Source organism: Chitinophaga filiformis, from assembly GCF_900102545.1.
GTDB classification, from domain to species: Bacteria; Bacteroidota; Bacteroidia; order Chitinophagales; family Chitinophagaceae; genus Chitinophaga; species Chitinophaga filiformis.
The window spans coordinates 341,194-359,686 of sequence record NZ_FNBN01000003.1 but is presented as its reverse complement, the minus strand read 5'-3'; the positions used below and the strand labels follow the sequence as shown (position 1 = coordinate 359,686).

Here is an 18,493-nt window from a genome sequence, read left to right as displayed (position 1 = left end):
GTAATAAGCTACTTTTCTGTTCAATTTAGGCTTTTTTAGGGAGATAGCCAGTAAAAAAATGGTCGGACTGCATCATGTCTGCGGTATGGGGATAAAACCGGTAAAAAGCTCCGTGGGGAGCTTTTACACAGCTTCAGGTGTTTGTTCTCTTTCCATCATTTTACGCATGTTCAGCACAGCGTAACGCACCCTTCCCAATGCAGTGTTAATACCTACATTGACAATCTGTGCGATCTCTTTAAAAGAGAGGTCGGCATAATACCGTAAGATCAGCGCTTCACGCTGTGCTTCCGGCAAGCGGTCTATCAGTTCGTGTACAGAAGCATGCGTCTCCCGCGTGATGATGCGGTGCTCCTGACTGTACACGTATTTGTATTCACTGTTCGCAATATCATCCCTGTAAATAAGGGCAAAAGCACTCGTCTTTTTACGGAAATGGCTGATACAGCAATTATGGGCTATCCTGACAGCCCAGGCTATAAAGCGGCTGTTGTCAAGATAATGACCTTCATTGAAGGCATTGATGATTTTGATGAACACATCCTGGAATATATCTTCCGCCAGGCATCGGTCTTTTACCAACAGTATGATAGTGGTAAAGATCCTGTTCTTATGGCGATGTACGAGCACCGTAAAAGCTCTGTCATTGCCGGATCTGTACATTCTTATGAGTTCTTCATCTGTCAGGTCACAATATCTTTTCATGTCATTATTTTTTTAAAACTACCGGGCAAAAAAGAAGTTTGAAAATCGGCCGCCCTGGATAAAGCAGCCATCTTACATGTGGTTTTGATGGAGATGGTCATTAGTAAACTAGTTCTTAATGCCAAGAAGTGCCTGCACTTCAGCATAGTTGCTCCAGTTAATGTTCCTGCCACGACCAGCAGCATTACCCGGAACAATTACATATCTTACCTGGAATCTCTTATTACCGCTATTATCTGTCTGAGTGCTCACATTGAAGTTGCTGAACAACAATAGTCCTCCTTCTGTCAACACTTCCCTGATATACAGATCACCCTCCACATAAGGAATAGATGAAATGTTAGGCTGCGCAGCAGTATACAGGTTGAAATATACTTTTACAAAACCTGTGCTCAGCAGGTCAGCATTAATTGCTGCTACATCCGCTCCCCATACATATTCACCAGACGCTGTATCCAGCGCGAACTGTGTATCCAGCCAATCTGAATAAGTAATGTTTACAGATCCTGCGTCACCTTTGTCGCCCTTATCTCCTTTATCACCTTTCGGACCATTCTGACCCGCAGGACCAGCAGGACCCGCTGCGCCATCTTTTCCACAGGAAGTGATACCGATGATGAATGAGAACATACATGCAACAAAGAAGTAACTGGAAATTCGTTTCATAAGTAATTTGTTTGTTAATGTTTAATGAAGATGTTTTGTTAAAAATTTATATAGGTTGTGTCATGCTATCTGCTGCTAAAAATTATTTCTCGGACAAAGGTCGCCATAGCGGTTACCCAGCAGGAATCCGATCAATATCTCATGTGTACCTTTGCTGACTGTATTCAACGATGAAGTAGTATAGTCATAGGAATAACCAATATTTATCGTCGAACTGATATTCACACCCAGCATAGCGGCAAAGCCGTCTTTGATGCGATAGGACGCTCCCATCCATATGCGGTCCCTGTAGAGAAACTTGGCATTTACATCAAAGCTGACAGGCGCCGCTGTGACCAGTCTTACCATCACAGAAGGCAATACACTGACATCATCATTCATCCATAACCTGTAACCCCCTGAGAAGAAAAGGTGCGGCACCAGCTTTCCCCTGTATAGAGAATCACCCACTACTTTACCATTATCATAGGTCATTTCCTGGGGAACGATGTTCTGGGCCGCCGCACCTATATAGAAGTCAGCCCCGTACAATAACAGACCAGCATTTACTTCCGGACGCCACTTGTTCAGCAGGGTACTGGAAGCAACCACCGGATCGCCGGGCTGCTGGAATTGCAGCTTCGCAGCGTCTACTGATACGGATTGCATGCCTAAGGAAATACCACCACTCACATTCAACCGCGCTGACAAGGGAATGTGGTGCGCATAGGTAGCACTGAATGAGAACCTGTTTAAAGGACCGGTCCTGTCGTTCAGAATAGTCACTCCCAGCCCTGCATGTGAAGGCGGCGTGGTGTACTCCTGCCAGTAAGCTCTACCCCGCGGATTTTCGCCGGGAGGCGTCAAACCCGTTACACTCGCTGTAGGGTAATCACTTTTGCGAAGAGGACCGTGCACGGTTAAGTAAGTTGTAACCGGTGCACCATTCAGGCCCGTCCACTGGTGCCGGTGACTTGCCTTTACATCCCAGTAATTTTCAATACCTGCTACAGCAGGATTGATGATGAATGGATTCAGGATGTACTGCGTATAATGCGGCTGTTGCTGTGCATATATGCCGTGCGATAAGATGGTCAGCAGCAGCAACAACAATGGTTTTCTGTACATAAGCTTGTGTTTTTAAAGTGGTGTGCGGATAGCTTATTTATCTGCCGCTGATGATCCTGAACTCCGTTCTGCGGTTACGCGCACGGCCTTCAGGATTGTCAGATCCGTCAGGATTTGTATTAGGTGCTATCGGACGTGTGGCAGCATATCCTTTGGATTGCAGGCGACTGGCATCAATACCCTGACCTACGAGATAATCCACGCAACTCTTTGCCCTGGCTTCAGATAATTTCTCATTCAGTTCATTAGATCCTTTGCTGTCAGTATGTGCGCTCAGCTCAATCACGATAGCAGGATATTTCTTCAGCATCGCTACCAGTCTATCCAATGATGGGAAAGACGCCGGTTGCAGGTATGACATATTGAAGTCGTAGTAAATATTCTCCAGTACGATAGGTCCATCTGTAGTTGGTGGCTCTAACGCAATCACCGGTGGTTCTGGTTTTGGTGCAGGAGGAGGTGGCGGCGGTGGTGGCACTACTTTCTGCAGAGAGAAGAGCTCCAGGCAACAAGCCGCTGCACGGTCGGACGATAACCATACATTCTCCAGGATATTCTCCTTACTGCCTTTGCTGATGAAATACATATCATCTTTTACCGAGTTCACAGGATAACCAAAGTTCACCGGTGTGCTCCATACCCCTGCAGAATCTTTCGAGTAGAAGAAGTCGAAACCTCCCATACCTACCCTGCCATCTGTAGAAAAGATCAGCAAGTTGGACGCAGCATGTACATAAGGTGCTTCTTCATTCCAGGCGGTGTTAATCACCGGACCAAGGTTCTTTGTAAAGAAAGGCGTTCCTTCGCCATTCAGCTCTGCTTCCCAGAGGTCAAAACCGCCAACACCACCAGGTCTGTCGCTCGCGTAAATGAGGCGCTTACCATCAGGCGTAACAAACGGTTGTTGTGAACTATAACCAGGTACATTCAGGATAGTATCCAGCAATACCGGCTCACTCCAGGTATCACTACTCTTTTTACTGCTGTAGATAGCAGCGCTCTTCTTACCCTGCTTCACTGTCCACCGGGTCATAAAGAGTGTATTACCATCCGGGCTCAATGCGATCACTCCCTGGTCAACATCTTTTGGCTGTGCAATAGCCAGGAGGCTTACCGAATCCGGCTGTCCGGTAGCGTAGTTAGCGCTGTACAGACGGTTTACGAAGGCATGTCCTTTAGCCCCTTTTTCAGGTCTTGTAGAGGTAAATACCAGCACACTATCCTTAAACCATACTGGGGCATAATTAGCTCCGATAGGATTGATCACTTCCGGCGCCTTTTCTACTTTGTACATGTTAAGATCAGGTTTGTTCATCTCTGCAATAATGAAGCGGAGATTCTGCAATTCTCTTTGCGCTGTTTCGCGATAGTTATCCTGCTGTTGATATGATTCCAGGAAATAAGTGAATGCCTTTTCTGCCAGCTCATGTCTTCCCAATGCGCGCAATGCTACTGCATAATGATAAGGAGCCAGGGGGAAAGTAGCTTTATCAAATTCCATGGCTTCTGCATACCAGGGCACTGCTTTGCTGTAGTTATGTAAGAGCCGGTAACTCTCCGCCAGTTTATAGATAGCCTGTTGTTCGCTGCTCACACCTACCATTGATTTCTTGGTTGACGGCTGTGTATTGTATGGTCTGTAGGCCGCATTGCTTACAATTGTTCTGGTTCCTGCCAGGTATTTTTCATAATACGGAGCCGCGGAACTATACTCTGCGTTTTTGTAGTAATAGTCAGCAGCCCGCAGGTAGTTATAAGCAACCTGTGCTTTGCTTATTGTTACCACCGAAAACAGTACTGCTGTAAGAAAGATATGTTTCATGTTTCTCTTTTAATACGTGTGATGGATGAAGGTGCATGTTAGAGACGCGGACAAACAAACTCCACTTCCTGTGACCTGAAAAGCTTTCTGCCAATGAACGTGAGCGACAGTTCAAAACTGTTGGAGCCTCTGGCTATCTTACTCAGCTGAGATGTATTGATATCATAACTCACTCCAAGCGTAAAACTCTTATAGGTAAATCCTGCATGTGTGGATACAGCGTCTTTGAAGCGGTAATTCACACCCAGCAATACATCTGTCATAGGATTTACAAACAGCTGTCCGTAAGCACCGGCCATTTTTTCTTCTGCATTACCCTGTCGCAGGTAAAGCAGGTTAGGCGTTACACTGAACACTTCATTGATGGCCAGCTTCACACCTGCATGCCCTGTAAAGCGCATGGGGAAACGCGCATCGCCGGTCTTGCTGAACTGGTCGGTAGGGCGTGTAAGATGTGATACCGAGAAGCCGCCAAAGAGATTATACTTCTTTCCTGGTTCTGCATCGTAATACAGTACACCGGCGCCGGCATCAAATGAGGTGGATGATGTTCTGCTGAAAGCATCGCCACTGGGTGTACCGGGATTGTAACCGGTAATAGGGTTCCACTGATCGCCGAAAGTGAGCTTGGAAGCATCGAACTTACGCTGGATCATACCGAACTGTAAACCAAACACGATCCTGTGCGTACCGGCAGCACCTAAACGTACACCTGTATAGGAAGCACTTCCATAAGCAGTGGTATAGTTATAACCACCGTCGCCGGCTTTCTGATTCAGCACACTGGCGCCGAAGTTGAACTGTTTGTTGGTGGTGAAATCAGCCGCTACGCCATAAGTCGAGAACGGATCGCTGATGTTTCCCCATTGATTACGATAGATGGCAGATATACGATATTGGCCATCAAATGCACCGGTCAACGCCGGGTTAAGCCATGACGGATACACATAATACTGGGAGAAATGCGGATCGGTCTGCGCTTTTGCTGTATTGCCTGTGAAGATCAGAAAGGGCAATACCAGGATGATAGATAGTATATTTCTCATTTTGGTCGATATTTTTAGCGGTTGTTAAAGTAAAATGACTACATACCCGGTTAATGGTGCAAATCCATTCTTTAGTTTTATGATATAATAGTAGGTAGCCTGTGGTAATAAGTGACCCTTGTAAGTACCGTCCCATGGCGTTTTATAGCCTTCTGAGTAGTACACGCGTTGTCCGTACCGGTTGAATACTTCCACCGTACAATCTGCGTATTCAGCCAGGTTGGTCAGCTCCCATCTGTCATTTATCTGGTCGCCATTCGGAGAAAAAGCGTTGGGTACTGTTACGTGTTTAAATACTTTTACTGATAATTCATCGATAGCAATACAACTTCCTTCTCCAATAGCAGTCAGGGTATATACCTGGTCTTCCATCGGATACAGGGTCGGTCTCAGCGCTGCAGGGTCAGACAGTCCGTTGGGCGGCGACCATTGGAATTTCAATACAGTAGAATCATTTGCAGTGGCGTTGAATGTTACCGGCGTGCCTTGTGGTACGATGAAGGACTGTCCTGCATCTATCACCGGCTGCAGGTATACCACTACATTGCTGGTGAACGGTGCTGATACGCAGCCTGCGCCATTAGTTACGACCAGCTGTACGGGGTAATTACCCGGCTTACTGTAACGCTTCACAGGATTCTTTTCAGATGCCCCGCTACCGTCACCGAAGGTCCATGCCCATGAAACGATATTGTTATTGGCATCTACACTTCTGTCTGTAAAGACATTATCAGCACCCTGGCACAGTGTATCCGGTGCAACAGAGAAGTCGGCCAGCGGTTGTGTAAAGAAAGTATTCAGCAGCTTTTCTTTAGTAGCTGTACAGCCATATACTGAAGTAGTGATCAACGATACTGTATAATTGCCTGCTGCGCGGTAATTGTAAACCGGAGATGCAGTCGTTGACGTACCACCATCACCGAAGGTCCACTGATAGGTCAGACCCGCATTATCAGGAATAGTCGAATTGTTCGTGAACCTGGCCGTACCATCAGGTATACAAATGCTACCCGGTAATGCAAAATCTGTAACCGGTATAGCATGCACGGCTATCGTCCTGGATGCAGTATCACTGACACAGCCATTGTTACTCACTGTTACCAGCTTTACTTTGTATGCGTCCCAGGTGGTGTATGTCTTATCAAAAGGCGTATTGTCTGTGTGTGTTTCGTTGTTACCATCTCCGAAGCTCCATTTCCAGGTAGTAATGTTGCCGGTAGTAATGGTTGACTGGTCTGCAAAATTCACTGTCTCTCCCAGACAGATACTTTCGTTAGCCGTGAAAGCAGGTTGCGGTTTCGGATGCACGGTAATGGTAGCGGATATAGAATCCGCACAACCACCCTTTGTGGTGAACACATACCATACAGTATGCGTACCTGCTCCTGCCGTCAACGGATCAAACATACCCGCAGGAGATACGCCCGGGCCTTTATAAATGCCAGTACCCGTTACACCATTTGTTATACTGCCTTTTGCTACTGATATAATTCTCTTGTCGTTTACACATACTGCAGGTAGCGCTGTGAAGGTTAAACGCGGCTTCAGGTTGAAAGTGGCAGACACTGTTGTGTCTTTTGTACATCCCTGGGCAGTGGTAACAGTATATTTGATATTATACGTACCAAAGTTTGTATAGCTATGCTGTGGGTTTGCCACAGTGGAAGTATTAGGGTTTGCCGGCGTAGCATTAGCATCTCCGAAGTCCCAGGTATAAGTGCTGATAGCCTGTCCATCGGGTACCGTCGTTGTGCTGGTGAACTGTACAAGACCATTGGCATCCAGACAAGCTGCAGGATAAGTGAAGCCTAATACTGGTTTGGCATTGACCTGTATCTGCTTCTTCACCGTATCACTTACACACAGGTCACTGATCTTTACAACATGCGATACAGTATATGTGCCGAATTTGGAATAGTTGGCAGTCTGCGCTGTTCCTTTATCCAGTGAAGCAGTAGTATCATTTCCAAAGTTCCAGTACCAGTTCTTCATAGGAGCCGTACCACCATAGGTAGCTCTGTCAGTCAGCATAATACTGCCTCCTTCACAAAGTGCGGCAGGCACGGTAGTAAAATCAGCGACTGGTTTTGCTACTACTGTTACCGGAATGGTCGTATCCGCCAGACATCCTTCTTTGGAGATCACGCTTAGTTTAACATTCTGTTGTCCTACCGGGAACCTGCGCTTCACCAATGCACCGCTATCCTGTACTGCGCCCGGGAAAAGCCATTTCCAGCGATCAATATCATACCCGTTTCCACTACTATCACCTTTGAAGTAAACAGTATCCATAGTACAACCTGTGAAATCAATTTTAAAAGAGGCTGTTGGCTTACGTTTAACATCTACAGTAATTTTCACTTCTTCTTTATGATCACATTTTTCAATACTCGGGTGTGTATTGGTAATGGGAATCTCGTAAGTACCAATGGTACTGAAGAGATAAGTACCCGGTAAAGTATATTTATAATACGGTACGCCGTTCACCAGTTCTTCGCCGGTAGGCTGAGGATTGGTAAGAGATACGTCAGCATTGGGGGTGATCTGGTTTCCCAGCTTGCTGATGTTCCATTGCATGGCTGTCGGCTTGTATGCCAGGAGCACCGATAGTTCTACAGGCGTCTGTGTACAGGTAAATTCGTTTTTATAAGAGGAGGTGTCCTGTTCATTGTGAATAACACCTATTACGTTCAGGTTATTTATGAGAGTACCTGCATTATAGCCATAGCTTTCCACAGAGCCTAAACCATAGGTAACAGCTGTAAATGCAGAATCACTTTGTACAATAGCCTGCGCCTGGTTGGAATTCCATCTTTTTACAACTACTGAATAGCCAGCTTTGTTTGGATGCGGCGTAGTATAGGTCCAGGCATTAGGCTGACCATCAATCTTCAGTGTTTCCATTCCTTTTGTGGGAATGATCATAGTGAGATAATTCACCCATATACTCTCCCTGTTATTCCTGTAAAAACCTATGCGTTTAATGGATTGCTCAACAGGGCTGAGGTAGATCATTTCTGGATCTCCATCTCCACCTGTATTAGGACAGGCACCCGTGGATGCCATGTATTGGGCGATGAGAATTGGTTTGTCTGATTCTATATAATCAGGTGTGCTACTTTCAAATTCGTAGTAAGCATTATTCTGAAGACCGGTTAACTGCACACCATTACGCTTTACAATTGTAGTCGGATCTTTCACCACCACTTTATATGGATTGGTCATGAAACTACCTGCTGTATTATCCGTAGAAGTAGGTGCTGTGAGATAACGTTTTCCCCATGCCTGGGAAGGAAAGACCTGCTGTATATTGTTGTCGCCACTGGAACCGAAATTACCGGCACAGGCAATAGTAGTACGGCTACTGCCGGAGAATACGGCTATCGGGAAACAGGTATCATTTGCATTGGCGATAGACCTTATTGTAGTACCTGTCATTTCATGACCGGCACTACCTCCTAAGGAGGCGCCTATCACCTGGTAGATCTCTCCCTTATTCAGTGTAACCGTAAAAGGCACACCGGGCAGTTTACCGTTACGGGTTGGTACGGAGGGTGTGATCTCTACCCTGGTATTATTATCTTTCGCTACTACAAACATCCAGGAGAAACAGTCAAAATCATAGTCCTGCTGGCTGTTCAGTGACACATAATAGTAACCCCATGTATCCTCCGGCATCAGCATGGTAGCGCCCGAAGAAGCAGATCCATATATGTGCGCATATGCTACGATAGGTACATCACTCACGATATGGATCCCTTTTTTGGTAAAGAGCCCCTCTCCTCCTGTACCACCGAATGTAGGAGGTACTGAATATAACCTGGCGTCGAAGGTGCCTGTTTTGGGAATCTGGTCTGTAGCGATAACAGTGTTGGCAGGGATGCTGTAGGTTCTTGTCCAGGTAGTGCCATCTATATTCACGGTCACATTAGCCGGTTCTTCTGCACTCAGGTACAATACCATTTCCTGTGAGTTGCCCCTGTTGGGCTCCATAAACTGGTGGTGGCCATATCCTACCCAGAAACTTTTACCTCTGTTGGATAAGTTCTGACCCTGGGTTTGCAAACAAGTCAGCAGTATCAACAGGATACCTGTCAGACTGCGGAGCAACTTCCTGCTGCCAGTGCCCCCGCCCTGAGGCGGAGAGCAATAGCAAGCAAAGAATCGTCTGGTTGAAAGTAACGTCCATTTCTCCATAAAACCATTTTTAGTATTACCTCAAGAGGTTGAGCGTACCTTTTCTGTCTATCTGGGTACCATCAGCCAATTTCAGTTTGCAGATGTAGATGTATACACCGGAAGGTTGTGCCTTGCCTTTGTAACTACCATCCCATCCAAGTTGCTGACTGTTGGATTCGAATATCTTCTCACCCCACTGGTTGAATACCATGAAATGGATCTCTCTTACCACTGCACCATATACCTGCCATACATCGTTCAATCCATCTCCGTTTGGTGAGAAGCCTGAAGGGATATATACTCCATCAGGTAATGTTTTACCGGTAACCGCCTGGGATACTTTATCCTCGCAACCTGTAGCCTTCACCAGCAGTGTTACCGACTGCTGTGGTTTAAGACCTCTGATTACATGTTCAAGACCCTGAGCTCCGGAGGAAGGTGTGATCCAGGTAGCGCCATTGTCGAGCGATACCAGGTAGCCTGCTGCTCCGCTGATCTCATTCCAGATGAAGCGGATCATGTCCACTCCTACTGAATCTACTTTGAGCACCGGCGTTCCCAGCTGCGGCAATACCAGCAATACTGCAGGCGTACGCGCCATACCGGCACAACCACCTTTTGTTGTTTCTACATAGTATACCGCAGGGCTTGTAGCATCTTTTATTTCAAGTGTTGCACCTGCTTTGATCAATGCACCGCCTGTAGCAGCATTGTACCAGTTGTAAGAAGCATTCGGATCAGGGTTCTGTACTGAGAATGTAGCATCGGTATGCGCACAGATCCTCAGTGTGTCCGTATTGAGCGTAGCTGCTACCGGTTCGTTTACGTCTATTGTTTTCACGGTATCTCCCACACAACCGTCTTTTGTGATCACCTTCAGTTCCTGTGTATAGCTACCAGCAGCCGCATACTGTTTGGTTACGCTGCGGGTATCTGCTGTAGTACCATCGCCAAACTTCCATTCCCATTTACTGATCGCTGCATTGTTCTCACTAACTGCTGTTCCGTTGAATACAGCGATATCACTGATACAACCATTGTAGCTGATAGAGAAGTCAACCAATGGCGCAGCTATCACTTTTACACTCAGGTAAGTAGTGATACTGTTGTCACAGCTGGCTATATCAGGATTGGTTACTTTTACTGGAATCTGGTAAGTTCCAGGAGTCGTGAATGTATAATCTGTGCCGATCTCATACTTGTAGTAAGTCTGGCCATCGATCAACAGGGTGTCTGCAGGTACCGGGTTATTGGTTACCACATCTGCAGCAGGCTGTAGGTTGCTTACCTGGCTCAGTTGCCATGTCAGCGTAGCCGGCACCATTGGCAACAGTGCCGTGAGGCGGAACGGTGTCTTAGCACAGGTATAAGTACTCTTATTACCTGTTCCGTTATTTATGTTGGTGATTGCAGGCTGCACATTCAGGTTCCTGATCTGCATGCCTACGTTATATGCATAGCTTACGTCAGTACCAAAACCATAGGTGATAGCGGTGAAGGCAGAATCGCTCTTAATGGTACTGAGTGCATCACCAGCGTTCCAACGTCTTACTATTACCACATAGTTTGGTCTGTTCGGATGATTATAAGCGTAGCTGAATGCATTGCTACCATCTATCAGCAGGGAGTTCAGGCCTTGCTTATGGATCACCAGGGTAACGAAATTATAGCTTACCCCTGCTTCATTATTGCGGTAGAAAGTAGCCTTCTTCACTGCCTGCTCTACCGGTGTGAGGTAAACCATGTCTACGTCGCCACCCGGTGCATTGTTGCAGGAACCATCGATAGTGAAGTATTGTGCTACTGTTACCGGCTTATCGGCTACGATATAATCGGCAGTCTTACTTTCAAATTCATAGTAGCTGTTATTGATCAAACCTGTCAGCAGTGTATTGTTCCTTGTCACCACGGTTGCAGGATCTTTCACCAGTACACGATAGATATTTGTCATGAGGCGTATCGGGTCAGCCATACCGGAAGTTGGCGCCGTCATGAAGGTCTTACCCCATGATTGTACCGGCTGGTTCTGTTGGATAACGTTATCACCATCAGACCCGAATCCACCTGTACCACCGCAACCGAAGGCGGTATAGCTGTTACCGGAAAATACGGCTACCGGATAACACTTACCATTCGGATTCTGTACGGAGCGTACGATACTACCGGAGAGGTCATTGCCTTCATTCAGGCCTTTCAGCGCGCCTAATACCTGGTATACATCACCTCTGTTCAGTGTTACGGTGAACGGCTGGCCAGCTGCATGTCCGCCGATGGTGGCCTGTGATGGCGTAATCTCTACTACTGTGCTGTCATTATCAGCAATGATATAGAACCATGAGAAGGAATTAGCATCTCCAAGCTGGTGGGCCGGCATCGGACGGTATTCATAACCGTAAGTACCGACAGGCATCAGCAATGTAGCACCGGCTGTCTGTGAACTATATTGATGTGCATATGCAGTGATTGGTGCATCACTCTCTATGCTGATGCCGAAAGGATATAAACCCTCACCTGTCAGACGTGCATCGCTCAGTCCTGATTTAGGTATCATATCGGTAGTCAGGCTGGTATTGGCAGGCACCAGGTAATCCTTACCCCAGGCGGTGCCATTTACTTTCACCACTACATGCGCATCTGTTTGTCCGGCAACCAGATAAAGGGCCAGGTTCTGGCTATTGTTAGTCATGAACGACCTGTTGTGACCATACCCTACCCAGAAACGGGTACCGATATTTGAAGTATCTGCACTGGCAGGACCTTCATGTTCGAAGATCAGGTTGCCTCTTAAACCGGTGAATTTGTCGAGATATTGGAGAGCGGTATCAGCAATGATATTCTTCGCTACATCTACCGTACTGCTATCATTGACGATCCAGGTATTGGCAGCATTGGTTCTACCCAGGCGTACGTTCTTCTCTCTATCCATATATCCCAGCCAGGAATCCACATAGAACTGTTCCAGGTTGAATTTATACGCGCCACCACCAGTTACGTCCACATCTGTATAGAAGTACATGAAGGCTGTACCCGGCGCCAGGTTTGGCGGCATTACGCCAGAGTAACGTTTCAGGGTGATACCTGTTGGTACGGCTGTATTAGGATCCCATGTGATCTTCGCTACCGTATCAGAACCATAGAGGAACTGCTGGGTAATACCAGGAGCCGGTACAGCAGGAATAGCTTGTAGTACTGTCGGTTGTGCCGTTGGCAGGAATTCATAAGCCCCCATATCAGGCACACCTGCTGTTAAGGTTACTGGTCTGGATTGCCTGTTGATATCATGATCATTACCTGGTATCTGCACACCACGGCCATGGATAGCCCATACATCCGGATTACTCAGTTCAGGTTCCAGTGTGGTTGTATTTGCAAAGGCAGGTTTATACACAATGGAACTGATATCCAGATCAGAAGCAGCGATCCAGTCAGTCAGGTTATCATAATCATCACTTGTACCACTTCTTGAGATCAGTACCGGACCTGTTGTATAATAAGTATTGTAATCGCTGTTGATAAAGTTGCTGTACACTATTTCTGCTGCTACGCCGCCACCTTCATTGGAGAAGATATTGTTCCGCAGTTTCACATTGCCTTCAGTAGCATTCGTATGAGAGAAGTATCCCGCTACATTTGCACCTGCTGCGGTTGAAGCATTGTATACAGAGTTATTATAGTAGTTGATATTATTACCCTGGTTGCTGTACAGGCCATAGGCTACTGCACCGGTCGTTTTCACACTGATCACGTTATTTACCGTGGTGTTGTAAGTAGCGCCGTTGTTAGCCAATCCCCAGATCATGCCGGTATTGCCTGCTACTGCTGCTATTCTGTTAGCTTCTACTAATCCGGTAGCAGCTGCCGATGCCTGGCAATCCTGGAGCGCAATACCCCATACATTACCACTGGTGTTGCTGATAGTGACGGTATTGTTAGTTACCCTGTAAGCGGTATCACCATGAGTCAGTGCGATACCGTAAGCAGTAGCGGCCAGCGGATCTTTTATCTCAACTTCGTTTTTCGTCACTACCGGACGGGTTACGTTATTGATATTGATACCGTTTGTATACACACCACTTACCTTGTTACTGTCTATTACCAGGCCACGCACCTGCTCTACATCAGAAGGACCCGAGAAGAGAATACCACTGGCGCCATTCTTAATGGTGTTGCCACTGATGGTGATATTACCACCTTTGAAGTCTTCTGCGAATACGCCTACAGCATTAGTATTATCCACTGTTACGGCAGGAACATTGATCGTGTTGTTCAGCAGGCTGTCTTTGATAGCATTACCATCAAATACTACTGCACGTCCGTTGGTAGCACTGCTGGCAGTGATAGTAATATTCTTATAAGTAATATAGCTGGCACTGTCGAGCTTCAGTACATAGTTGCTAGCGGTTGTTCCTGCAAAGGTCAATATAACAGAAGCAGGATTGCCATTCTGACTGCGGAAGGTTACGCGGCTGGTATCTGATGCACCAGGGATCCTGTGCATGTATACCTGTTCTGTATAAGTACCCGGTACTACGTCGAAGATCACTTCGCCGGCGATACCACATTCCATTGCAGCTACGGCTGATTTGAATGAAGTAAAGTTCCTGTTACCTGTACCGGTCGGGTTAATGGTATAGATACCTTTGACGAGCGGCTGGTTCATATTTACTGAAGTAACTACAGACCACGCAGTATCTGTATTGCTACATACCAGCTGACAACGGAAGTAATTGTTAGTCCCCAGTTCTGTTTTGAATGAAGGGATGAAAGCTGTATCACTGATATAGATCCATGGACCTGTTGCAGAGTAGGAAGCCTGCCACTGATAAGTGAGCTTACCGGCTGTTGCATTATCTACCAGGTCGAGCGAGATCATAGTACCCATACAGATACCTGCGTTTGGATCTACTACTGCCTTACCTGCGTTGATAGGCGTCTGGCAAAGCGGCATGTTTATTTCGTAAGCACCCACGTCTGGTGTGGTAGTACTTCTTGGCTTACCCAGAATGTCAATAGCAATACCTTCCGGCGTACCAGTGTTATCCATCTTGTAGAATAATGGAGACAGGTTGCCACCGGCCAGGTTTGTGTAGATAGGATCGTAGTCTGTAGCAGAAGTATCCTGTAGTGTAGCCGTCTTCCAGTCAGCCAATGTTCTGCGGTCTCCGTTGAAGTCACCGGTATAGTTGTCCGTACCGCCGGCTTTTACGAAATAGTTATTGTTCTGATGGGAGACAGTTCCGCCATTTATCTCTATTGCATGTTTTGGGGCCGTTCCTGTACTTGTTACAGTGATATTGTTATTGGTGAATTTCACATTATCGCTAAAGTTGAGATAAGCGCCTGTGGACCCCTCCCACGTCAGATCACTTCCTGCACGGTCAACAGATACCGTATTGTGTGTAATAACTATGTTAGCAGTCCAGCTCACATAAATACCATAACGGCTACCACTGCTGTTCAGATTATAGATGATGTTGTTGACAACTGTATCTGGTTTTGTATCATCAATGGTCAGATTATCCAGTGAAATACCATAGTAGGTATAATCATCCGCCTGCGGCGTAGCATTGGCAATCTTATTACGGGCAATCTTAGCACCATCGGCACGTCCGCCAAGCGAGATACCATATACGCTCCAGTCGTTATCCTGACGGGTCGGACGGTCGATAGTATTCTCAGTTACCTGGTTGTTGACGCTGTATCTTACCTTGATACCGGCACTATAGTAGTCCAGTACCTTATTCCCCGCCACCACATTGTTCTTTGTTATACCGTTGCTGATACCCGTCAGCGTAATACCATAGTATCCTCCGGAAATCTTATTCTTAGTAAATACGTTGGCATCGCACCAGTTGTTGCCGGTTGAATTGTCCGCATCCTGATCTGAAGAACTAACAACGATACCATTGTATTGAGCATCTGTCGCGTCGGCTTTTGCGATGATCTCACAACGGGTAATGGTATTGCTGTCGGCATGATTGAACAGCTGTATGCCATAACCATAAGCGCCTGTACCTGTTGCATCTATGCGCAAGCTGTCGAACGTGATATGATCTGCCTTACGCAGTTTGATCACTGCTCTTTCCGCCGCGTTATCACCACTGAAATGAATGGTGTTGCCATTACCTCTGAAAGTGATCGTATTGATAGCAGAAGTACCCGGTATAGAATCCAGTATCAGTTGTTCTTCATAAGTTGTACGACCGGCCACTACTTCAAAGATCACCGGGCCGGATATGCCACACAGCATGGCCTCTTTAGCTGCATTAAAGCTTACAAAGTTAGTAGGACTGGCTGGGGTATTTTTGTCGATCGTATAAGTATTGCCTGGCAATGCGTTATTCACTGTCAGCAATACCGGTGCCGAATAACTGGTACTAACTCCACAGGTCAGCGAGGCCCTGTAGTACAACGTGCTTGTTGCTGTGATGGTAGTATCCGCATATTCTGATGGCGAGCCCAGGTTTGTGTAAGGACCGGCGGCAGTAGTGGAATATTGCCACTGATAGATCTGCGACATACCCATTGTGTTGCCTGTCAGACTCAGTATCACCTGGTTCCCCGCACACACTACCGGCTTACTCACCAGGGCGGTACCACCTGTAGGCGGCGTTACGCAGGGAGGAGGCGTGAACTCATATGCTCCCAGGTCAGGGGCGCTCACATTACGCGATGCGTTGTTGATATCTACCGCTACATTCACTACTGTGCCCCTGTTGTTCAGCATAGCACTGGTAGCAGAATAGTTACCGCCCACGATATCCTGGTAGAAAGGATTAACAGCAAAAGAGCTGGCATCCTGCAAACTGGCCGTCTGCCACTCACTCAGTGTAGGCAGGTTCTTTTCATAGAAACCAGTATACTTATTGGTGGCCAGGGGATTAATAAAGATGTCGTTCCTATCGGATATCACATCGCTTGTAGGATAAGCAGTACCAAAGTAAATACCGTATTGAGAGATATTCGAGGTGCCTGTCAATGTGATGATGTTGTTGATGAACTCCACACCTGCTGCAGAAGAACTCTGGTTATAACCCGCAATTCTTGAAGAGCTGGTGTTAGTAGTAGAGGTACCATCCATCGAGAGGGTATTATGATAGATCCTTACGTTGCTGGAGCCGTTATTGTAAATAGCATAACGAACACCATTACCATTCAGGCCATAGACCAGGTTGTTGATCACCTCATTTTCCAGACCGGTGATTGCATCCACATTTTCAAGCAGGATACCATAGAAAGCAGATGTACTGGTCAGCGCACCGCCAAATGGGTTACTGATCCGGTTACCATCTATTATCACTTTTGTACTCAGGTCTGTGAGGCCGATCGCAGTGAAGGTAGTTACACTGGTACGCGTTGCCCTGCTGAAGGTGTTATTCTTGATAATAGCATTGAACGCACCGTGTACATACACACCCCTGTTATAAAACTCACTGATCTTATTATTCAGCACCTTATTCCGCTGGTTAGCTACAGTGGAGCTACCTACCAGCGTAATGCCGTAATATCCGCCTGTAATGGTATTATAACTGAAGGTATTGTCATCACAACTGGCGGTTCCCCTACCCACCGGATCGGTATCAGAGGCACTGACTACGATACCTGCATAGGATGTGGAAGTAAGTGTTTGCTGGATAGGAATAATACAGCTGTCAATTGTATTGAAGTCTGCATCATTGATCAGCTGTACACCGAATCCCCATTGGGAAGAGGTGGTACCCTTAGGTACTATTTTAAGATTATTAAAAGAAAAATAATCCGCACCATTCAGCTTGATCACAGCAGATTCTGACTGTTTGGTGGGGAGATAGGTAATGGTTTGTCCTGCGCCATTGAATGTAATCGTATTGGTAGCGGATGCACCACTTACTGGTGTGATGATCAGTTGTTCATCATATATACCACTACCCGGCGCTACGTTAAATACTACAGGACCATCTATACCGCATTTAATATAGTCATAAGCAGCATTGAATGAAGTAAAGTTACCGTTACCGGCAGGGGAGTTTTTATCAATGGTGAACCCACCATGGATGAGTGCCGGGCTTACTACCTGCACCGCAGTAGAGTTATCACTGCTACCGCTGGCGGTACAGGTTACCACACAACGGTAGTAGGTAGTTGCCGCCTGCGTTCTGTTCAGGAAAGCTGTATTAGCACCGGGAATATCTGTCCATGTTGTATTATTATCAGAAGATTGCCACTGGTAGGTTAACCCTGTAGCGGCAGTATTGCCTGTAAGACTTAGTGCAAAACTGTTATTTCCGCATATAGTAGTTGCCGAAGTAACGGTGGTACCTGCTTCAGGCACACCGGTACATGCTGCAGCGGGTGTATAATTCAGTATGATGTCAGGCCGGGTCGTCATCGTGCCGGAGTTGCTGGTGGTAGCAGTTCCACAGAGATTACCAAAACCGTCAGACCTGTATGTATGAGAGCCATTAAAACTCAGGCCTGTTGTCCATCTTACACTCGGATTCGATGTAAATCCCGCGCCGCCATTACATACTTCCACCAACAGGTTGTCAGTACCGTTCCAAAAGAAGGTTGGCGCTACGGCAAAACTATTTACACCGTTAACCGGCTGGTAGTTCACCGGACCGAATACAGCATTCCCTGAAGGCTCCCACGCATTGACATCAAGAGACGCTTTTGCTGTAGTAGCGAGCTTAATGGTATATGCGTCTATAGCGCCGGTATTGTTCACACTATTCACAGTAAACTTCACTGCGTTGATGAACCCTGGCTGCATACCTGCAGCTATCAGTTCACTGGCCCGGTACAGGTACTGTGCCCGGGAACCTTCATAATAATCCTGTAATGGGCAGGGATATACCGAACTACCATTGGCCCCGCTATTGGACCCGATCGTGATATCTATCTGCGCCGAAAGCCGCAGTACAGATAACAACAGTATGACCAGGTATAATGAAGCCTTGTATAATACAGAAACAGGCTGATTTTTCAT

General features: G+C 46.6%; 7 protein-coding genes. All 7 read right to left on the bottom strand.

Annotated elements, in window-relative coordinates; all coding sequences use genetic code 11:
- Window positions 1-123 precede the first annotated feature (123 nt).
- The 7 genes from BLR32_RS13800 to BLR32_RS13770 all read right to left on the bottom strand — a co-directional run bounded on the left by BLR32_RS13800 (window position 124) and on the right by BLR32_RS13770 (window position 18,493).
- Window positions 124-705 (bottom strand): RNA polymerase sigma factor, encoded by a 582-nt coding sequence (locus tag BLR32_RS13800; RefSeq protein WP_089832697.1) that lies wholly within the window; start codon window positions 703-705, stop codon window positions 124-126.
- A gap of 108 nt (window positions 706-813) precedes the next feature.
- Window positions 814-1,371, bottom strand: a complete 558-nt coding sequence (locus BLR32_RS13795) for a hypothetical protein (protein ID WP_143011467.1) — start codon at window positions 1,369-1,371, stop codon at window positions 814-816.
- 75 nt (window positions 1,372-1,446) lie between these two features.
- Complete coding sequence (locus BLR32_RS13790) at window positions 1,447-2,478, bottom strand: PorP/SprF family type IX secretion system membrane protein (protein WP_089832694.1); 1,032 nt, start codon at window positions 2,476-2,478, stop codon at window positions 1,447-1,449.
- Between the two features lie 37 nt (window positions 2,479-2,515).
- Window positions 2,516-4,300 (bottom strand): OmpA family protein, encoded by a 1,785-nt coding sequence (locus tag BLR32_RS13785; protein ID WP_089832692.1) that lies wholly within the window; start codon window positions 4,298-4,300, stop codon window positions 2,516-2,518.
- Window positions 4,301-4,338: 38 nt separating this feature from the next.
- A complete protein-coding gene (locus tag BLR32_RS13780) occupies window positions 4,339-5,346 on the bottom strand; it encodes a PorP/SprF family type IX secretion system membrane protein (protein WP_089832690.1) in 1,008 nt (335 codons plus the stop codon).
- Between the two features lie 24 nt (window positions 5,347-5,370).
- On the bottom strand, window positions 5,371-9,543 hold the full coding sequence (locus BLR32_RS13775; protein WP_089832688.1) for a PKD domain-containing protein: 4,173 nt from the start codon (window positions 9,541-9,543) through the stop codon (window positions 5,371-5,373).
- 16 nt (window positions 9,544-9,559) lie between these two features.
- Entirely contained in the window at window positions 9,560-18,493 is an 8,934-nt protein-coding gene (locus BLR32_RS13770; protein WP_089832686.1) for an Ig-like domain-containing protein, read from the bottom strand.

Bases quoted from the DNA above. Each gene is read 5' to 3' on its own strand.
- BLR32_RS13785 (WP_089832692.1), bottom strand. From the start codon at position 4,300: ATGAAACATATCTTTCTTACAGCAGTACTGTTTTCGGTGGTAACAATA.
- BLR32_RS13780 (WP_089832690.1), bottom strand. From the start codon at position 5,346: ATGAGAAATATACTATCTATCATCCTGGTATTGCCCTTTCTGATCTTC.
- BLR32_RS13770 (WP_089832686.1), bottom strand. From the start codon at position 18,493: ATGAAAAATCAGCCTGTTTCTGTATTATACAAGGCTTCATTATACCTG.
- BLR32_RS13775 (WP_089832688.1), bottom strand. From the start codon at position 9,543: ATGGAGAAATGGACGTTACTTTCAACCAGACGATTCTTTGCTTGCTAT.
- BLR32_RS13790 (WP_089832694.1), bottom strand. From the start codon at position 2,478: ATGTACAGAAAACCATTGTTGTTGCTGCTGCTGACCATCTTATCGCAC.
- BLR32_RS13795 (WP_143011467.1), bottom strand. From the start codon at position 1,371: ATGAAACGAATTTCCAGTTACTTCTTTGTTGCATGTATGTTCTCATTC.
- BLR32_RS13800 (WP_089832697.1), bottom strand. From the start codon at position 705: ATGAAAAGATATTGTGACCTGACAGATGAAGAACTCATAAGAATGTAC.